This is a genomic window from Bacteroides sp. K03, assembly GCF_019734355.1.
Classification (GTDB): domain Bacteria; phylum Bacteroidota; class Bacteroidia; order Bacteroidales; family Bacteroidaceae; genus Bacteroides; species Bacteroides nordii.
On the sequence record NZ_JAASHC010000026.1, the window covers coordinates 54,536 to 73,107 of the forward strand.

The following is an 18,572-nucleotide window of genomic DNA, read 5'->3' on the forward strand; positions in this document are numbered from 1 at the left end:
TACATATTAGTTTTAAGAAGACAAAAGCGTGGCCTCTTACAGTATATAATACAACTGAAAAGCAAAAAACACTAACGCCCCGAAGGGCAAAAATAGCAAAAAAACGATAATAAGTAACTATTACTTAAGGTGTGTCTCTAAATATTGTTGTAAAATACGAGCATGATTATATACAGGTTCTTTGGAAGCATACAGTAAAGTAACAACTTTATAAGATGCTATTTTTGTAAGAAACTCCTTTACGGCAGCAGAGCCCTCCAGTTCCTTTTCATACATTGCTGCAAACTCTTTCCAATGTCCGGCAATATCTCCGTGAAACCATTTACGCAAATCCGGAGAAGGAGTAATGTCTTTCTCCCAGACATCGTATTTCAAATACTCTTTTTTCATCCCCCGAGGCCAAAGGCGATCTACCAAAACGCGATATCCATCTGTATCGGCAGGCTCTTCATATACTCGCTTAATTTTTATCTGAGTCATAAATTGATACTTTATATTATACTGAATGAACCAATAAATAAAGAAATGGTTCATCCTGTTTGGAGACTACGCCTTGCCTACATGCAATAAAAGCAAAGCTATACGCGTCTCAAACCAAAGATATAACACATTGATAATCAACAGATAAAAGAATGTACACTTTTGTCATACAAGAATGTACACTTATATATAGCAAAAATGTACACTCTTGACAGACAAAAGTGTACATTCTTGTTATTCATCACAAATAGAGCTTATTTCTGCGACTTCACATTGTTGTTGCCACGATGCATATTACCCTTCTTTGCTTCCGGCCGTTGTCCCTGTTTTTGTCCCTGGCGTTTTTTCCATTCTTTCTGAAATTTATGTGCATTCCCTTTCTCTAATTGATAAATCTTCATTATCTGTTTAGGAGAAAGTATCTTGCGAAATTCATTATAATACTTCTCACGTATATCCAGCAACTTACGGCTCTGTGTAAAACGATCTTTAATCGCTTTTTCTACTTCCGCATCCGTAGGGATAGCCTTTGGAGCCGACTGTGTAGCAGCCGCATCCTTCACTTTGGGTTTGCGGGCATTCTCCATACGTACCTCACTCAACTCCTTCAGATATTTCTGATACACAGGAACGAATTTAGCAGCAGTAGCATCATCGAGCATCAAAGCTTTCACTACCTGATTACATTGCATGGCTTGAATCTGTTCTCTATCCGGACGTTTTTTCTCTTGTGCAAAAGCAGACTGGTTACACATAGCAACAACAGCCAAAAGCATAAAAATAATTCTTGTTTTCATCATTTGTTCTCCTTCTTTTTAAATTATCTATTAAAATAAAAATATATCAGTTTCCGATAGTTCGGCAAGCTCCTGTAGTTCCTCATCCGACAGACTCTCTATAAAATGATCCATCGCATCCGAGTTAGCAGACTCTGTTCCCGCCATCAGCACAAGAGTAGGTGATGTGGCAGGTACTTCATTTCCCCCCGGATTCAGTGGCATGAATAACAATCCGGCCAATAGCGCAGCGGCGGCCAATACAGTCGGAATGATAATATGCAACCTATTCTTCACACGACGCTCCTCTCCACACGTATGCTTTAATATCCTGCGCCGGTTGTCTTCAAAGAAAGATTCAGGCGTTTTATAAGGCATCCGCTTCCCAATGTCATCAAAATCAAATTCTCTGTTCATAACTCTAACTATTAACAATATATTCCTTTATTCTTTCCTTCGCATAGTGATAATTCACCTTGAGTGTCTCGGCACGGTCACCCGTTATCTGACTGATAGTCTCGTAGTCAAGTTCATCATAATAACGGAGGTTAAACACCACCCGCTGCTTTTCCGGTAATTTCAGGATAGCTGTCTGAAACTTCACAGCCAACTCATTTTCATAGTCTACGTAATCGGAAGTTTTCAGTTTATCGAGCAATTCTTCTTGTAGCTCTTCGGCAGAAATAACCTCTGCTTTACGGGTTTTCAAAAAACGAAGGCTCTCGTTAGTAGCTATCTTATAAATCCAGGTAATAAGCGAACTCTCCTCACGAAACTGTTCTAAATGCCGGAAAATACGGATAAAGACTTCCTGAATAATATCTTCCGCATCTTCATGGGACACAACAAGACGCCGTATGTGCCAGTATATAGGTTCCTGAAAACTGTCTACCAGCATTCTGAATCCTTTTTCAGGATTGGAAGCACAAGTCTCCCTGATTTTATTTTCGTTTATCATCTGTTCTTCTGGGCTTTATAGATTAGAACTCAGATTAAGGGGAAAGTTAAACCGGAAGGATTCTTTTTCATGTTCATTAACAAAAAAGGGAGAAGTCCCGCTATATTTTTAAATATAACAGGACTTCCCTCTTTTGAATTGAACTCACCACAGAGTGGCACAGAGCTTTTTTGTTAGAAATCAAAAAATTGCACTCTGTGGAGCCCTATGTTCTGTAGCGATATATATAATACTTTCTCAATGCTTCAACCAATCTTTACCAAGTATTTGTTTTTCTCCTTTTTCATTGATTAAAGACATCTCCAGCGTACCACCATTATTATCGAAGTAACGAATTTCAATCGGATGAAGTCCCTCCTTCAAAGCCACCTGAGCTATCACTTCACGTGGTGAATGAGGTCCGTCATTATCGATGAGCTGTTCTCCATCAATCATCAGCGTACTGCCATCATCCGAAAGCAAAGCCAATGTACATATTCCATCGACCGGAACCTGCAAGTACCCTTTCAATACCAGTCCGATATCTCCTTTCACTCCCTCAGGGATAGACACCGTTTCAACCACATATGTACCCTTCACCGGAGCAGCATCAATATCAGCACATTTCTCTCCCTTAAAATCATGCCATACAACATTCAAACCGTCTCCTGAAACAGCTGCCGTACCATCTGCCTCTGCATAAGGAGCTTTCACAAACTTGGTTTTCACCATATCACAAGCCGAACCATCAGGACGGAATGTGCGCAAGGTAAACTCTGTGGTTTCTGTCACCTTCAGCGGCCCTTCGTACAGTTGAGATGCCTTTGTCGGGAATTTACCATCCGTAGTATAACGTACTTCAGCATCAGGAAGCGGACATTTGATATTCAGAGTGGCCTCATCCACAAAAGCATTCGTATTATAAAAGCCTTCCAAATCGGGGATACGATAATTAACATTCATAGCATCCAGCCGTTTAAACTGAGGAATAAGGGCTTTGTAAAAGTCATCTATATTAGGTTTGGCAGAGGGTTCTACCCAGGCTATTTCGCTCAGTGCAAGCAAACGCGGCATCATCATATATTCCAGACGCTTCATAGAAGGAATCCATTCACACCAGAAATTGGCTTGTACACCCAATACCAATTTTTGCTGCTCGGGAGTAAGTTCTGCGGGTATGGGATCATAAGCCAATAACTTAGATAGTGTCGTTTTATCCTGCAGATAATCAAAATAGAAATAATTATTCTCCGTATTAATCACCTGCTTGCCTTCGGCAGTAGCAGTGGGAATGGCTTTAGGCGCCCAGCTTCTCCACCACATAATAGTAGCATTGTCAGAAAGGCCATCTGAAATAACTTCGTCCCAGCCAATAAACTTCTTTCCGTTCTCCGTGAAGAATTTCTCCATTTGGCGCACAAACCACGCCTGTAATCCATTTTCTGACTGTATCCCCTCGTGCTTCATGCGGCGCTGACAATCAGCACACTTCTTCCAGTTGGTCATATCTACCTCATCGCCTCCCATATGTACATATTTATAAGGAAAGAGCTGAAACACTTCTTTATAAACATTCTTACAGAACTCCAAAGTAGATTCCTTTCCCGGACAAATGGGAGATGAGAACACACTTCCCCAGCCAATCAGCCCCGTACAGGCAATCTCCGGATATTGATTAATAGCTGCCAGGAAGTGTCCCGGCATATCAATCTCCGGTATTACATCAATACCACGCTGAGCAGCATAAGCCACAATCTCTTTAATGTCATCCTGTGTATAATATCCGCCATACAAGGTATCTCCTTCTACGATTTCCATCTTATCTTCAGGAATCCGGAAATCCATATTATCTTCTTCTACCATACGGCGCATGCACTCTCTGTCATGAGAGTTAAATTTGCGCCATGCTCCTTTTGCGGTAAGTAACGGATATTGTTTGATTTCAATACGCCATCCCTGATCATCGGTAAGATGCCAATGAAATTTATTCAATTTGTAAAGAGCCATCATATCGAGCACATGCTTCACCTCCTGCTTGCTCCAGAAGTGACGTGAAGCATCGAGCATCATCCCGCGCCATGCCAGACGCGGCGCATCTTCTACCTTGACGGCGGGGATAGAATAAGAAGCACCCTGAGAAGGCTGTTCAATGGTGGCGGGTAGCAATTGACGAATAGTAGAAATAGCGGAAATGATACCGGAATAATCAGCAGCTTCCACTACAATGTTACCGGAAGTGATATTCAGCTTATACGCGCCCTCTTTCTCCTTTGCATCGGTCAATTTCAAAAAAATATCAGCAGACTGTTCACCTGCTTCCGTAGTAGAGGTCACTGCATTTTGCAATATAGTTTGCAAATACTCCGCAGCTGGCAACAATGATTTATCGGAAACACCAATCTTTAGTTCGTTCTTCAATACAAATGCACCGGATTGTGTTGTTAACTGAACGGGTGTGGGAAGCACAGCAACCTCTTGTCTGACAGACGAATCTGAACAAGAAGAAAGGATGCATACTGACATGGCTAGCAAAGAGAAGCAAAGTTTCTTAAACATAAAGGCTATTTTTAATAAGTAATGTTGCAAAATTATTTTGTATAATGCTGATTTATCCGTTTGGGATTAATTAAATTAATCAATCTGAGTTAATCTGCGTTTTAATTAATACAACTGAGAAGGGCAAAATACTAATCCGGATAGCAAATATTACAATAAATGGAAGCCCTGCAATACAATTATGTATGCAGGGCTTCATTTGTTGCGGAGAGAACGAGATTCGAACTCGTGATACCCTTTAGGGGTATACACGCTTTCCAGGCGTGCCTCTTCAACCACTCGAGCACCTCTCCTTCTAGGTTTCGGGCGGCAAAAGTAATGGTTATTTTTGAACTTTGCAACAAAAACTCCTTATTTTAGTTTCAACTACCGGAGAGTTTTCATCCTCTCCGGCACACGAGACTAAAATAAGGAGCATAAACAATATTGAAATAAGAAAAATCTTCAATTAATTGTCAAGTACAACAATCTTAAATTTATACATATCCTTTGTATTTGCAGATACTTGCAGAATATACATACCCGGAGTTAAATTTTCAACAGAAATAACGTTCCGGTCACCCTCTATCCGGATTACTTCTACCCCTTCCAGATTGAACAACTGGGCCGACATGAACTCTCCTTCAATGAATACCTCTTTGCGTGCCACTGTAGGAGAAACCTTGACTTCACTCTGTGAAATATCAGAAATACCTGTTGCCACGTTTAATCCAGGGCGGGATTCTGCCACAAATTTTCTCATGAATGCGGCTTGTTCCTTTGTAAACATACAAGCACAGTCCAGCGCATAATCCATATAATTCTCTGTTTGCACGAGATGCCCACATTGAAAAACCGGTTCTTCACAACCTACCACAGCATATTGTGTAAACTGAGTGTATGGAGTATCTTCAAATCCGTCATCAACAGGAACGTAAATACCATTCTTATCTACAAGAACAACGTTGGGATGACGCAAACCAAAATAGTGTCCCAATTCATGAATAGCCGTTTTAAAGGTAGCTTTATCATTAATTTCATTTCGTCCGCCAAAGGTATAATATACATCTACCGTCAAACCATCGAGCATAGAGCCTTCTTCGGAGTCGAGCCAGGATTGCCAGAATGTCATATCCTGTTTTTCCACCCAGTTCAGATAAGCCTGATAAGCAGAGCCCGATTCGGGGTTCGTAACAAATCCACCCACCGTACTCAATTCATTCCAACCGCCCAAATCGACAACATAAATATTGATGTAACGTTTATGATCCCAGTTCCGGGGTGTTAAATCATCCTCAAACTTATATGCATACTTTTCCCAGATAGTCGTTCCTTGCAGCAGATAAGCACTCTCCTTCGTCTGATGATAAACAACGCCGGTTGTTGTATTGCCCGATGGGTCAACCTTAGCAAGTTCAAACTGGATATGCGGATTACCTACTACTCCCTTAAACGGTTCACGAACATTCTCCATATCAGTGGAACCGTATGCTCTATTCAGCTCATCAATCATTTTCTGAGCTTGCGCTTCGGTGATAGATTTCGATGGAGTATTCGGATTATACACCACATGCACCACTACCGGGAGTTTGATCACTTCATCTTCACTCAGCAGTGCAACCGTACGGGGAGTAGATCGTGTTTGGGGAGACACCGTAAATGCCGCACTATCCGACAGATGAACAGGAGTCTGCATTATCATACTCCTGGCACCCGAACCTTCCGGGGCTTGTAATAGTTCACAATACCCATCCTCGTACTGCTCATAAATAGTAGGATTATTATTTCTCACATAATTTTCCAACTGAGAAGTAGCCAAAGACATATCATTCACATTGGCACACAACAACCCGGCAGACATCTCATACATTTGAGGAGCAAATACCACTCCATTGGCAACAGGAATGGGAGAACCACCACCAGATACTTCCCAAAAATCGATATTAAACAATCCGTTCAAAGCGATACGGGAGGTAAAATCTTCCGGTTTGGAATAGCGGCTATAGCAAGCCGGAGAAAATTTAATAACGGGTACCTTTCTGCCATCGATATCAAGTTCCCGCTTATAGCTGACCTCTGCCCAATCGTAAACAGTATTTCCATCCTGTCCAAACTGAGTAATAACCCAAGAGTCTCCCGGTTCTGCATCCATATCAATCCATTTGAACCAGAATTTCTTTGGCATGTCTCCGGTAGTAAAATCAACATCGCGAAGAACATAAGATTTATTCCCCTCTCTAAAAGCATAGAAAGTACCGTCTTCTTTAAGTGCTTTTCCCGGCTCAGTTGAGTTTTGCCACGTTTCATTACGCCATATTTCTATCTTTGCAGCCAGAATCTCTTCTTCAACTTCATCGGCATCTTTCTTGCCGTTTCCATTACGGTCTACAGCGGCTCTGATCGTTTCATGTGCCGTCACTTTATATTTACGGAATCCGTAACTATGCTCTCGGGCAAACCAGTAATTCCAATGAGAGCCAACTTTAGCCAAAGGTTCCGGTGTACTACCCTCCACTGGAGCGGCAATAGCCCCGGTAAGCGGGAAGCTTACCAAGGCTATACAAATTAATACATATGAAAAGAACTTATTCATAGATATATATTTTTTTATTATAAACTTTACCGTCTGCAATGAGACTGACAACATACAATCCCTTTTCCAAACCACTTACATCCAGTGTATACTGACTATTATTCACAGCAGATACGCGCATTACCTCCAATCCGGCAACCGAATAAACAGAAATATTGCCGATATTGCCTTCTGCCTGTACATAGATTTCTTTTAACGAAGCGTTGTAATACACTTCCATATTCTGCACCCCTATATTCCCAATCGAAGTAGAAACAAGAGGAGTATAATAGTAACTGTGAGAGCTATCGGGTACCCATTCGTCTTTGTAAGACTGGTAAGTCACCGAAGCTATTTTTGCCAGATTCCCATTCGTATCGTATGTGTAAGTTTTCTTTGAACTGATCTCTAAAAGTCCTGTTGAATAGCTTTTATTAAAGTACTCTTCATAAGTTACCTGTCCTCTTTCATTGAGAGTGTATACATAACTGGTAGATACCGTCCACCCTCCGGCCTGGGAATCCATATTATAATTTTCCCGCTTCGTCATCTGATTCTTATCATTATAAGTCATAATGGTGTAATAACTAAGATTCCAAGTACCTTCTCCCCCGTCTGCTCCTGCAGTAAAATGATAATTTTCTATCTTTTTCGGTACATCAACTGCCAGGAAATCCGAATATTCATTTTTAGCATTTACTTGCATCGGCTTAATAGCTGTCTCCCACGGTGCCCCTGACGGACGGATGGATTCTGTCATTCTGACCAATGAACCGTCAGGCCCATATTCATATTCATTAATCGAATTGTCTACATAATCCTCAATGTTCTGGTTATATCTGTAAGTCGTTACCTTTACCTTCTGATCTTTATCATTATATTCATAAACAACATAACTGTTCAACCGATAATCAACTACATCACCATAAGATTCATTACGATAAACACACTCTTTTATCAAAAGCCCCTTTTGATTATACTCATAGCTGATAGAATCTCCATATGTCGGTTTAAAAGCAGGAGTTGTCCACTCACTGTAAGTAATACTCATTTCGTACGTCTTACGTTTCTCCGAATCGTAGCCATATAAAACTTTCCTTTCGGGCTTGTCATTCCGTGTCTTCGTCACGATAGAGTCCAGAACAAATTTATCATTATTGCTTGTCCGCATCGCTATATCCAAATTCGAAATTTGTCCCATCACAGCACCACTTGCTATCAGTGCTACCCCCATAAGTAATGTTTTCCTCATAATACACATTTTTTTAAATTAATATTAAAGTCGTTTATCCCTCTCCTTTCTGTTTCCGTTTCTTGTCTTTGTTGGCAAGAAACGGATATATGATAAAAAGCTTATTTATCAGTTAATAAATGGATATTGTATTGGTTCTCTGGATAAAATTATTGTATTGGTAGGACGATCATCCTGCGTCAATTTAATTTTGGTAGGACGCTTCGGATTATCTACTGCCGTTATAGTATAAGTCTGCCTCCGGGACATGAAAAGCATGATACTCCACCAGGTTGCATATCCGTCCGGAATAAAGTTCCTGTAATCACCACCCATATAGCCGCTGTATTCCATAATAATTTTGTTTTTACCGGACAATTCATAATACATTAGTGCATCGGAAAAACCAAATCCTTGTACCTGCGTATACCACACATAATCTAAAACACCCTCGCCATAAGGTTCAAATCCTACAGATTCCACCTTTTCGGCAGCAACAGGACTATTTGCATCTATAATTTCCTGCCAGAAATTCTGCCCGATAGGTCCCAAACCACTGAACGAAAGATACCATACATTATTCACAAACATAGCGTTCAGTGGATAATCAGGAACAAACTGCACCGACGGGTATTCTGGCGAATACAGATAACTATTCTCTCCCGCATCTTTATAAGTTAATGAAGTAAATGTCTTTCCATTCAGAGTAAAAGGTTTATAGAACTCGAGGCCCTCTGCCGTCAATACAAAAGGCGCATAGGTATAAACAAGGTTATCTCCGTCTTTCTCGGTCAGCACCAGGCGATTCCAGGATACGGTGAGCTCCTGTGAGTAGCCGTCGTCTTCAAAAATAAATGCAGGATATTCTTGCATTATATCATTCATGTCAAAAATCTTTTCAATGTATTCATCCCAGTCGACATTTTCAGCTATTGGAGTCATAACTGCCAAGGAACCGGACTTAGTACCCTTCAATACTACCTTCTGCGGCGTACATTCATCCATCACAGTAAAATCATAATCACCTTCCATACCACTTCCTATACCTCCGACTCCACTATCGGGTGAAGCAAAAAAGTGAATGATAGAATTGTAAGTATCAAATGACAATACTATTCCTGCCGATTGTTTTAAAGAGTACAAGCTTGTCATTCGTTCACCAACTCCGGCAACATCACTGGCCGCTGTCACCTTTCCATCCGTAGAAAAGGACAGGAACAGGTTATATCCACCATACTTTTGGGTTGCATTCGGATAATATTGCATCAGCCATCCATTTTTTGCACCCAACAGTACCTCATTCACATGTGTCAGAGATACTTCTATACGATTGGCTGACGAATCCTCAAACAGATTTTCCTCCTCCGGAGAACAGGCCGCCAGAGTAAATACCATGAAGAAAAACAGTATATAATTTATTCTTTTCATAATTCGTATCTTATTTTAAACCACTTAAATCAAGAGAAGAAACTTCGGCAGAACGACGTTGAACAATGGTACGAAGTTCGTCCAAACTGATATCCCAGGAAGTAATTAAGTATTCTTTTACTATCTCCAGTTTCTGCTGCAAAGCTTCTTTGCCTTCACCAGCCATATTCATTCTCTCTTTCCACCATTGAGCATCGTGAGTCACATAGTTGGCTATCATCTCCACAAAATCTTCCTGAGATTCCGTACTGGCATAATTAGAAATAAAGCCCAACTCTAAAGCTTCCTTTTCAGACAAATTCATCCAGCTGGGGCCAGTATATTTGCCCATTGTGATTTCGTTGTACTCCACCGGATAGTCTTTGGTTTGATGCAGAATATGAGCAAATTCGTGATGCATCGTTTTAAAATACCATTCATTCAACACCTCCACATCAGGATTTTCAGTATCCAGCTCATTTACATTGTATAATACAACCTTCAACCCGCCTTCGGCCGTACCCAACACTACTGAGTGAGAATCCGGATTATAAGCTTTGGAACCTATTAGGGTTATAATCTTCGGACAGTAGGTTTTAATGAACATGCCCCCATCATTCATCAATTCCTCATAAGACTCCAGCCAAAGGAACTTTACCAGTTTAGCCAATACGATTGACTTGTCATAATCCGCCGGAAGCAGATTGTATTGATGATCAGACTCTTTGTCTTCAAACCGGTACTTAAAATCAATATTATACGGATTGACATATTCTGTCAGAAGCCAATTGTCAAATTCATTTCTTTCAGGGCTCTCCGTATCAAAAATACTTGTATCACTCAATGAATCTTCACTGCAAGAGGTTAGAATCCCCCCTGCTATCACTGCCACAATAAATATCCACTTATTATATTTCATAATTCTTTCTTTTTACTTATTATCTTGGATTAGCCTGTAAACCTGCACTTATCACATCCTGAGGTAGCTGGAAAGCACGGCGTCTATCTTCTTTTTTCAGCACGATGTCTGAGTTTCCATCCCGATTATGAACCAATTCAATGCCATAGCGTTTCAGGTCGAACCAACGCATACCATCATGAAGCAGTTCGATACGGCGTAAATGGAGAATTAATTGAAGCATATTTTCTTGTTGTGATCCCTCTTCTATCGTAAACCCAAGTGGATTCAAATGTTTCTTAATACTACGAATTTGTGTATTTTCGGTAGAAGCATAACCGATACCATCGTAAAAGCGGTTGATTTCTCTCAGGGTAGTAGCCGTTTTTGTGGTACTATGCGACTTAATCCACATATTAATATCCGCCAATGCTTTGCTCTCATTTTCTTCTCCGCCTAATAAGATATAGGCTTCAGCACGGCAAAGGAGCGTTTCATCCGTCCGGAATGGTATATCCAGATAATGTACAAAACCAATACCACTTTCTTTGTCAATATATTCAAAATATATCTGGCTTTTAAAGAAATTGTTTTTAGTTTCTAACGCACTAATCTGATTCAACATGGCCAACCGGCCCCAAGGACAAATATTATCATCGTAATAAGCAGCCACAGTTTCACTCGTAAAAATCTCATTACCATGTCCGTAACGTTCCCCCAATGTATAGGACCCCAATGCATAGCCAACATCGGAATAAGACGGTAAAAACATCAGGTTACAGGCTAACTTCGGATCATTATACACATTTGCCACATCTTTCGAGGCAGATTGTACAATATCACTCCAATCGCGTAAAACTTTGCTCGGTACGGCACCCAATACACGATCAGCAGCCGTTATCACTTTGCTCCATTGCTGAGTAAACAAATAAAAGCGGGCAGCAAAAGCATAGGCAGCCTTTATATTAAAATGATATTTGGGAACCGAATACAGGTTATCATTAATCAATGGCAAACCTGCTTCCAGATCTTCCTGGATATACTTATAGGTTTCGGCCAATGTTCCTCTCTCATAGTAGGGCCTTACTTCTGTTTCCGGACGGATAGCATATGGAATACCCAACTCTGCAGAAGCCGTAGCCGGATTATAAGGCATACAAAAGAGATTGGCTAATACAAAGTGGGAATACGCACGGCACAGCAATGCTTCTCCTTTATGTGGATTCAAACTGGCAGGGCTCCCCTCCTCTTCTATCTTTTGAAGTACCTGATTGGCAGCCGCAATGGCATTGTAATGTGCATCCCACAACATTTTAGGAGAGTCGTTAGACTCTGCCGTTACATCTTTCCACAAATAAGCCTCTTCCTGTTCCTGTCCTATCAAGTCATAGCTAATGCCATTGTCCATTGCATTGTCCGATGCCATTTCCGTCAACAGAATATAAGTAGTAGTAGGATAAGCAGAAACAAGCAATTTGGCCATTTTATCAGCCGAGTCTATTTCAGTGCGATTGTCGGGAAGTGTATCCAAAAAATCACTGCAAGAAGATAATACCAAGACTCCACCTAATGCTATATGTAATATATTTCTTTTCATAATAATTTTCAATCTATTAAATACCCAATCTCAAAGTCAATGTAAATTGTTTAGGAACAGGAACCGCCACTCCACCGGAGTTGAAAAATTCAGGATCTTGTCCGTTCAACTTCTTGTCTGCATAAAGCAGGAATAGATTCGTACCTTGTATCTTCAATGACAGATTACTCATACGTAACTTTGAAACCAGTACTTTCGGGAAATCATAGGTTAATGAAATCTCTTTCATACGAATAAAATCACCCTTGGCAATACGGGCCGTTGAGTAGTTGTAAGCATTGTAGGCTTTATTCAAATAAGAATTCATTGTGTTCTGGCGTAAATCTGCAATGACCGGAATCGATGTTACATTTTCGTCACCAGCCACAGTCCAACGGTTTTTAAACTCTTTCGGAGTAGCATCCAGATCCGAATAAGCATTACTAAACACCGGATCAAGACGAATCACATTGCCGAATGAATATGTTATAAACAAATTCAACTTGAAACCTTTATAATAAAACAGATTGCCGAAACTACCTGTAATAGTAGGATCTGTGGACCCTTCATACACCAAGTGAGATTTATTTTCGCGCTCCTGGAAATTAATATCAGTCACCGTCACTTCACCCTTTTCATTAATAAAAGTCGGCAAACCTTCTTCATTCAATCCCCGGAAGTCCAAAGAGTACAATGAGCGTACCGGATTGCCCTCCAATGCAAAACCACTGCCCGAAATCATAGCCATCACATTCGCATCCGATTTTAATTCCGTCACTTTATTCTTTGCATTCGAGAAAATAAGATCCGTTGTCCATCTGAAATTATTCGTCTGAATGTTCTTGGTAGATAATGTAATCTCCACTCCATGCGATTCCATGCTCGCCACATTGGCCAACTTGGATACCTGTCCGCCTACTCCCATGGTATTTATCAAACCAATCAGATCATAATTATTACGCTTGTACCAATCGGCAGCCAGACTGATACGATTGTCGAGGAAACCAACTTCGGCACCAATGTTCAATTCGTGCTTCTTTTCATAAGTCAACTCACTGTTTTCCAGATCAGAGATCTGTAAACCTGACTCATTCACACTTGATAGAGGCCGCCAGGGATTATATCCCATGATAACAGCCAATGAGTTCGTTACGTTAGCGGGACCACGGTCAGCAGTCAAAGAGTAAGACGCTTTCAATGTAAAGTTAGAGAGAGAAGGACGTAAGGTCTCGAAAAAACTTTCTTCATGCATATTCCATGCCCCCGAAACGTTCCATGTAGGCAACCAGCGTGAAGAACGGCTCCGTCCCAGTTTATTGGAGCCTTCATAACGCATCGTCCCATTCACTGTATATTTTCCCTGATAGGAATAAGTAGCTGTACCAAAGAAAGAAACCTCACGGGATTTCGTACGGCTTACTGTATAGTAAGACGTGTTTTCTTCGTTACCCTGTTTGAAATAGCGATAATCATAATTGGCAAGCAAACCCATATCATACTGCATACCCACACCGTTGAACCAGCTTCTGCTACGGTCGGTTCCATTCAACTCCATACCACCAAATACATTCAGGATATGAGCATCGTTGTACATATCATTATAGGCCATCGTTGCACGAAAATCATAACTGTTCATTCCGTATTTCGTTTCACGATAGAAACCACCCACCGGAAGTACACTCACCGGAAGAGAGTTTGTATTATCCGGATCGGTATATAACCACGGATTGGCATTACGCATCGTCGCATCATCCATAGCACGGAATGCCCATGCCTGATTGGAATAGTCTTCAACTGTATGAGTCTGCGTAGTGGTAGAATATTTATAAGCTCCCAAAGCAGTAACTTCTACTTTAGGAATAATCTTCCATTTTGCTTCTGCCTGAAAACGCATATCCACGACATTCAAATTCATATTGTTATTTTCTAACTCATGGAATATATTGAATGGAGCGTAGTTACGTACATAGTATTCATCGGGATCTAAAGTACGTGATGTGTTCAATGCAAATGAATAGGGGTTGATATCGAAGTCACGCTTCACCTCACCACTCACCGGATCAGTCTGAGAACCAAGCGCTCCCGGAGCTTTCTGCTTACGGTAAGAAGCGTTTCCTATTAGGTTTAAAGAGAAGTTCTTAAAGATATTATACAATGCATTCGTATTGACAGTGTAACGCTGAACGGAGCTTTGAGCATACCATCCCGGATCATTCATTACACTGATAGACGTATAATAAGAGGCCTTATCTGTTCCGGAAGACATGCTGACAGCATGATTCTGAGAAACACTATTGGAAAACAGAAGATCAAACCAGTCCGTGTTACGATATTCAGCATCACGCAAATACGAATTCACAGTTTCCGGTCTATTGGCAAGCATATATTGACCTGTAGCCGGATCATATGTATTCATCAGATGATACATCTTTCCATAAACTCCACTGTTGGAAGCACGATAAGATTCGGCAAATTTCAGATAACCGCCGGCCTCCATTTCTTTATATACTCCCATCTGTTCCTGGGAATTCATAATATTAAAGTTGCGATAGCTGGGTTTCATACGCATGGAAAACTCTCCGGTATAACTGATTTTATTGACTCCGGATTTACCTCTCTTCGTAGTCACCACGATTACACCCGCCATAGCACGTGCACCATATATAGAGGTGGCCGAACCATCTTTTAATATCTGAAAACTTTCGATATCATCGGCATTCAGACCAGCGATAGCAGAACTTATCAAGGTTTCGGCATCCCCGGAGGAAAGTTCATCAGCGCTAACCTCTGTTACGTCTTCCATTATTACACCATCGACTACCCATAAAGGCTTAGAACTACCATAAATAGAAGTAGCTCCACGTACACGAATCTTGGGAGCCGTACCGAATGTGCCGGATACGTTCTGTACAGAAACACCAGCCGAACGACCTTCCAGAGCACGACTGATATCCGGAATACCATCCAGCTTGGTTGCCTCTCCGGACAACTTATCCGATGCACCTGTGAAAAGACGTTTGTCCATCCTTTGCATACCGGTAACCACAACTTCCTCAATCATCTCGCTATCGGACTCCATTACAATGACCAGATTGGCTTTGATTGACACCTCCTGTGGCTTCATTCCCACATACGAAATCAGAATTTTCTTAGCATTTGACGGAACGTTGGACAAGATAAATTTACCGTCAATATCGGTCACCGTACCGATCCCCGTATCTTTAATTAATACAGAGGCACCAATGATCGGCTGACCGTCCTCTGCTGAGGTAACAGTACCTGTAACTCTTGAAATTTGGGCTACTATCAAATTCATTCCCATCATGCAAAAGCATAGTAGTAGCAGTAGTTTCTTTTTCATATTAACTATTTTGGTTCATTTTCAGAAAGAAGCATCAGAATGGAGCTTCTTCGTTAACGAACGCAAATATAGTCCTTCTGTTTCCCCGGGAATATTTTTGTTGCATTTATAACTACTTCCATCAAATAAGAACACACTTCAAAACTACGCACATCAATATAATAAACTAATAAACAGAAATATAGATAATCAAAAAGTCTTATACAATCGTTTCGAAAGACAGGTTTATATTTTGTTTTAAACTACTTATCGGCTCTTAAAAGAAAGACTGTCCCTATGTGAAATAGTTATAAAATAGTTCCCGATATTTCATCATCACCACTGCTCTACTTCCAATAAATAATCATAAATATCTTTTGAAGTATCTAAATCGAGTTTTTTCTTTAAACGGAATTTTCCGCTTTCAACTCCGCGCACAGACTTATTAGTGAGATTGGCTATCTCTTTGGTATTCAGGCCCAATTTAATTAATGTACACAATCGCAAATCCGATAAGCTCAAGTCCGAATGCCTCTTTTTCAGCTTATTATAAAACTCCTGCGATTCCTGTTCTACATAAAAAGTAAAGTCTTTCCCTAATTTTTCCGGAGTCAAAAAGCTAAGAACATCCTCAATCTCTTTGATACCTCTCAATACATCCGCCTTACTGCCGGCCATGCTCTTGATACGTGTTATAATCTTCCAGAGCTTAGGCATTTTTTCCTCCAAAGCCAGTATTTTCAATAACATATCATTTCCGTTGTATGATTCTGGCAGAGATTCAACACTCTCCCCGGCTTGCTCGTCTAAGGAAGAAACCTCTGTTTCTGTTCCAGTCTCTCTGCCATTGTATATCATAGCCCTTTTATTCCTTTTTACAGCCATTCTCCATTTGATAAAGACAAATGCTAATATCAATAAAACAATGATCCACAGATAAATACTCACTGAAAAGTGGTCAACCTCTTCCAATTCGGACAAAATGCGCAGGAACTTTACATTATATTCATCCAACTGTGTATACTTAGAGTTCTTAATGGCTTCTATAACGAGCAAACGAGCTTTTTCATAAGACTTATTATCAATCAGAAACTCACAATAGCCGGTCAGAATAATAGAATAAACTATCGGAGCTTTTTCTTTAGACATGGCAAGGCTCTCAATAAAATATTGTTCCGCCAACCCTTTCTTTCCCAAACGATAATAAACAAGAGCTAAGTTTCCGGTAGAAATAGCCTCATGTTTCTCCAAAATAACAGACAACCTCCGTGTCTCCAGATATTTTTCCAAAGCCTTTCCATATTGTTCAGTCTCCACATAGATATCTCCCAGATTGGATTGTGCATGAAACATCGCCTCAATGTCATTTATTAATTCTGCCTCATGCAAGGAATACAGTGCATATTTTTCTGATAAATCATACATCTTTTGCATCCCGTACATAGAAGACAATCCCATATAAGCCATAGCAAGCCTATGATGGGCACTATCGGGCAATTCTTGTACCAACCTGGTATAGTTATACTCAGCCTGAGAGTAATTCTTTGTCAGTGTTTGGTTCCACGCTGAAGTGGAAAGTAACTGATAGTAAATGTTCCGCACCAATTTACTCTTTTTTTGTCCCGCCGACATACTTTCATAACAATCCCACGCCTGTTTATCAAAAGTGCTCCCCTTCATCAAATCCCCTTCATTATTACAATAGTTTATCGAATCTAACAACCCGGCAAGGCTATCACACATTAATTTAAATGAAGTATCAGTTAGTGACACAGCAAAAATATTTTGCCCCAAAAGTAAAAGCAGAACGAACAGCACTTTTCTTACATAAATCAAGAATCCGATTCCTTTCAGCAATCTCATAGATGTAAAATCCCCCTCTAATATTATTCTATCATCACACAGAAACAACAAGTCTCTTTCTTGCAAAATTAAAAATAATATTCACTAAACGAGCACATTTTAGAGTTAAATGATAACACTATTTATGAATACGTATTTATTTTTTAACATAAGATAAAAATAAGAAAAGCATATAGCTATCTCAAAGATAGCTTCTACAAACTAAATGAGCATACTTTCATAAGTAATCCCTCTACTTTTTTTTATCCGTCATTCCTTTAAAATAGTATTCAGAACTTCATTATACCTCATTCACAGCTATCACGTATGAACTATATCACAATGATTATACCACGTATCCCGAAAAAACATATCGTTGATATTTGCATGCCGGTAAAACCATTGTAAAAAGAAAAAAAGTTTATCAATATCTACTTTGATATTGATAAACTTTTCATCCAGTACATTACCTCTTTCAATCATAAGTATTTCATCAAAATTATAGTTCTTTGGTAATTTAGTTGAAAGATTTGTCCTTGTACGGTTCTGAGTGTTGTATAATAGAAACATACAGTACATGCCTACTTACAATTTGACAAAGTGATATTCCTGTTCCTCTGTAATCCTCTAATTAAAGGAAGGTTTCTCACAAGTGATAAAAATCTTCGGCATTTCCGGTTTCTATTATCCCTATTGTACGACCTGCAAAGAATTACACGACAAAAATATCTTATTATTTTAACATTCACTACACTATTCAACTTTATAAGCTTCTTTGATTACACTTTAATAGTTAAAATTGGGATGAATTTAGCCGTCAGTTAGCGTCCGAAAGCGTTTTTCAAGGCGGTTTTATTTATTCTCGTAGAGTCTCGAATTGTTTCTCTACGAGGTTCGAGTGGTTCCTCGTATACTCTATTAAAACCAAATGTTTCCGCAGAATATTGCTTTAATAAATGTTAACTACGAAAGATATGT

General features: G+C 40.0%; 12 protein-coding genes and 1 tRNA gene. All 13 read right to left on the bottom strand.

The window, feature by feature from the left end; genetic code table 11:
• Positions 1-120 precede the first annotated feature (120 nt).
• On the bottom strand, positions 121-480 hold the full coding sequence (locus tag HCG69_RS15845) for a DUF488 domain-containing protein (RefSeq protein ID WP_221650847.1): 360 nt from the start codon (positions 478-480) through the stop codon (positions 121-123).
• 254 nt (positions 481-734) lie between these two features.
• Positions 735-1,280: a hypothetical protein gene (locus tag HCG69_RS15850; RefSeq protein WP_221650848.1), complete on the bottom strand. Its 546-nt coding sequence runs from the start codon at positions 1,278-1,280 to the stop codon at positions 735-737.
• Between the two features lie 27 nt (positions 1,281-1,307).
• Positions 1,308-1,673, bottom strand: a complete 366-nt coding sequence (locus HCG69_RS15855) for a hypothetical protein (protein ID WP_221650849.1) — start codon at positions 1,671-1,673, stop codon at positions 1,308-1,310.
• A 4-nt stretch (positions 1,674-1,677) separates the two neighbouring features.
• Positions 1,678-2,214: an RNA polymerase sigma factor gene (locus HCG69_RS15860; protein WP_221650850.1), complete on the bottom strand. Its 537-nt coding sequence runs from the start codon at positions 2,212-2,214 to the stop codon at positions 1,678-1,680.
• A gap of 237 nt (positions 2,215-2,451) precedes the next feature.
• The gene (locus HCG69_RS15865) at positions 2,452-4,749 is read right to left on the bottom strand and encodes a family 20 glycosylhydrolase (RefSeq protein ID WP_221650851.1); all 2,298 of its coding nucleotides are present in this window, start codon (positions 4,747-4,749) and stop codon (positions 2,452-2,454) included.
• Between the two features lie 205 nt (positions 4,750-4,954).
• Positions 4,955-5,042, bottom strand: a tRNA-Ser gene (locus HCG69_RS15870).
• Positions 5,043-5,197: 155 nt separating this feature from the next.
• Complete coding sequence (locus HCG69_RS15875; RefSeq protein ID WP_221650852.1) at positions 5,198-7,321, bottom strand: zinc-dependent metalloprotease; 2,124 nt, start codon at positions 7,319-7,321, stop codon at positions 5,198-5,200.
• On the bottom strand, positions 7,314-8,552 hold the full coding sequence (locus HCG69_RS15880) for a T9SS type A sorting domain-containing protein (RefSeq protein WP_221650853.1): 1,239 nt from the start codon (positions 8,550-8,552) through the stop codon (positions 7,314-7,316). Before HCG69_RS15880 ends, HCG69_RS15875 begins: the two co-directional genes overlap by 8 nt.
• Before the next feature lie 108 nt (positions 8,553-8,660).
• On the bottom strand, positions 8,661-9,959 hold the full coding sequence (locus HCG69_RS15885; protein WP_221650854.1) for a DUF4302 domain-containing protein: 1,299 nt from the start codon (positions 9,957-9,959) through the stop codon (positions 8,661-8,663).
• 10 nt (positions 9,960-9,969) lie between these two features.
• On the bottom strand, positions 9,970-10,857 hold the full coding sequence (locus tag HCG69_RS15890) for a putative zinc-binding metallopeptidase (protein ID WP_221650855.1): 888 nt from the start codon (positions 10,855-10,857) through the stop codon (positions 9,970-9,972).
• Between the two features lie 19 nt (positions 10,858-10,876).
• A complete protein-coding gene (locus HCG69_RS15895) occupies positions 10,877-12,433 on the bottom strand; it encodes a RagB/SusD family nutrient uptake outer membrane protein (RefSeq protein WP_221650856.1) in 1,557 nt (518 codons plus the stop codon).
• A gap of 16 nt (positions 12,434-12,449) precedes the next feature.
• A complete protein-coding gene (locus tag HCG69_RS15900) occupies positions 12,450-15,773 on the bottom strand; it encodes a SusC/RagA family TonB-linked outer membrane protein (RefSeq protein WP_221650857.1) in 3,324 nt (1,107 codons plus the stop codon).
• A 315-nt stretch (positions 15,774-16,088) separates the two neighbouring features.
• Complete coding sequence (locus HCG69_RS15905; protein WP_221650858.1) at positions 16,089-17,615, bottom strand: tetratricopeptide repeat protein; 1,527 nt, start codon at positions 17,613-17,615, stop codon at positions 16,089-16,091.
• Between the last annotated feature and the right edge of the window lie 957 nt (positions 17,616-18,572).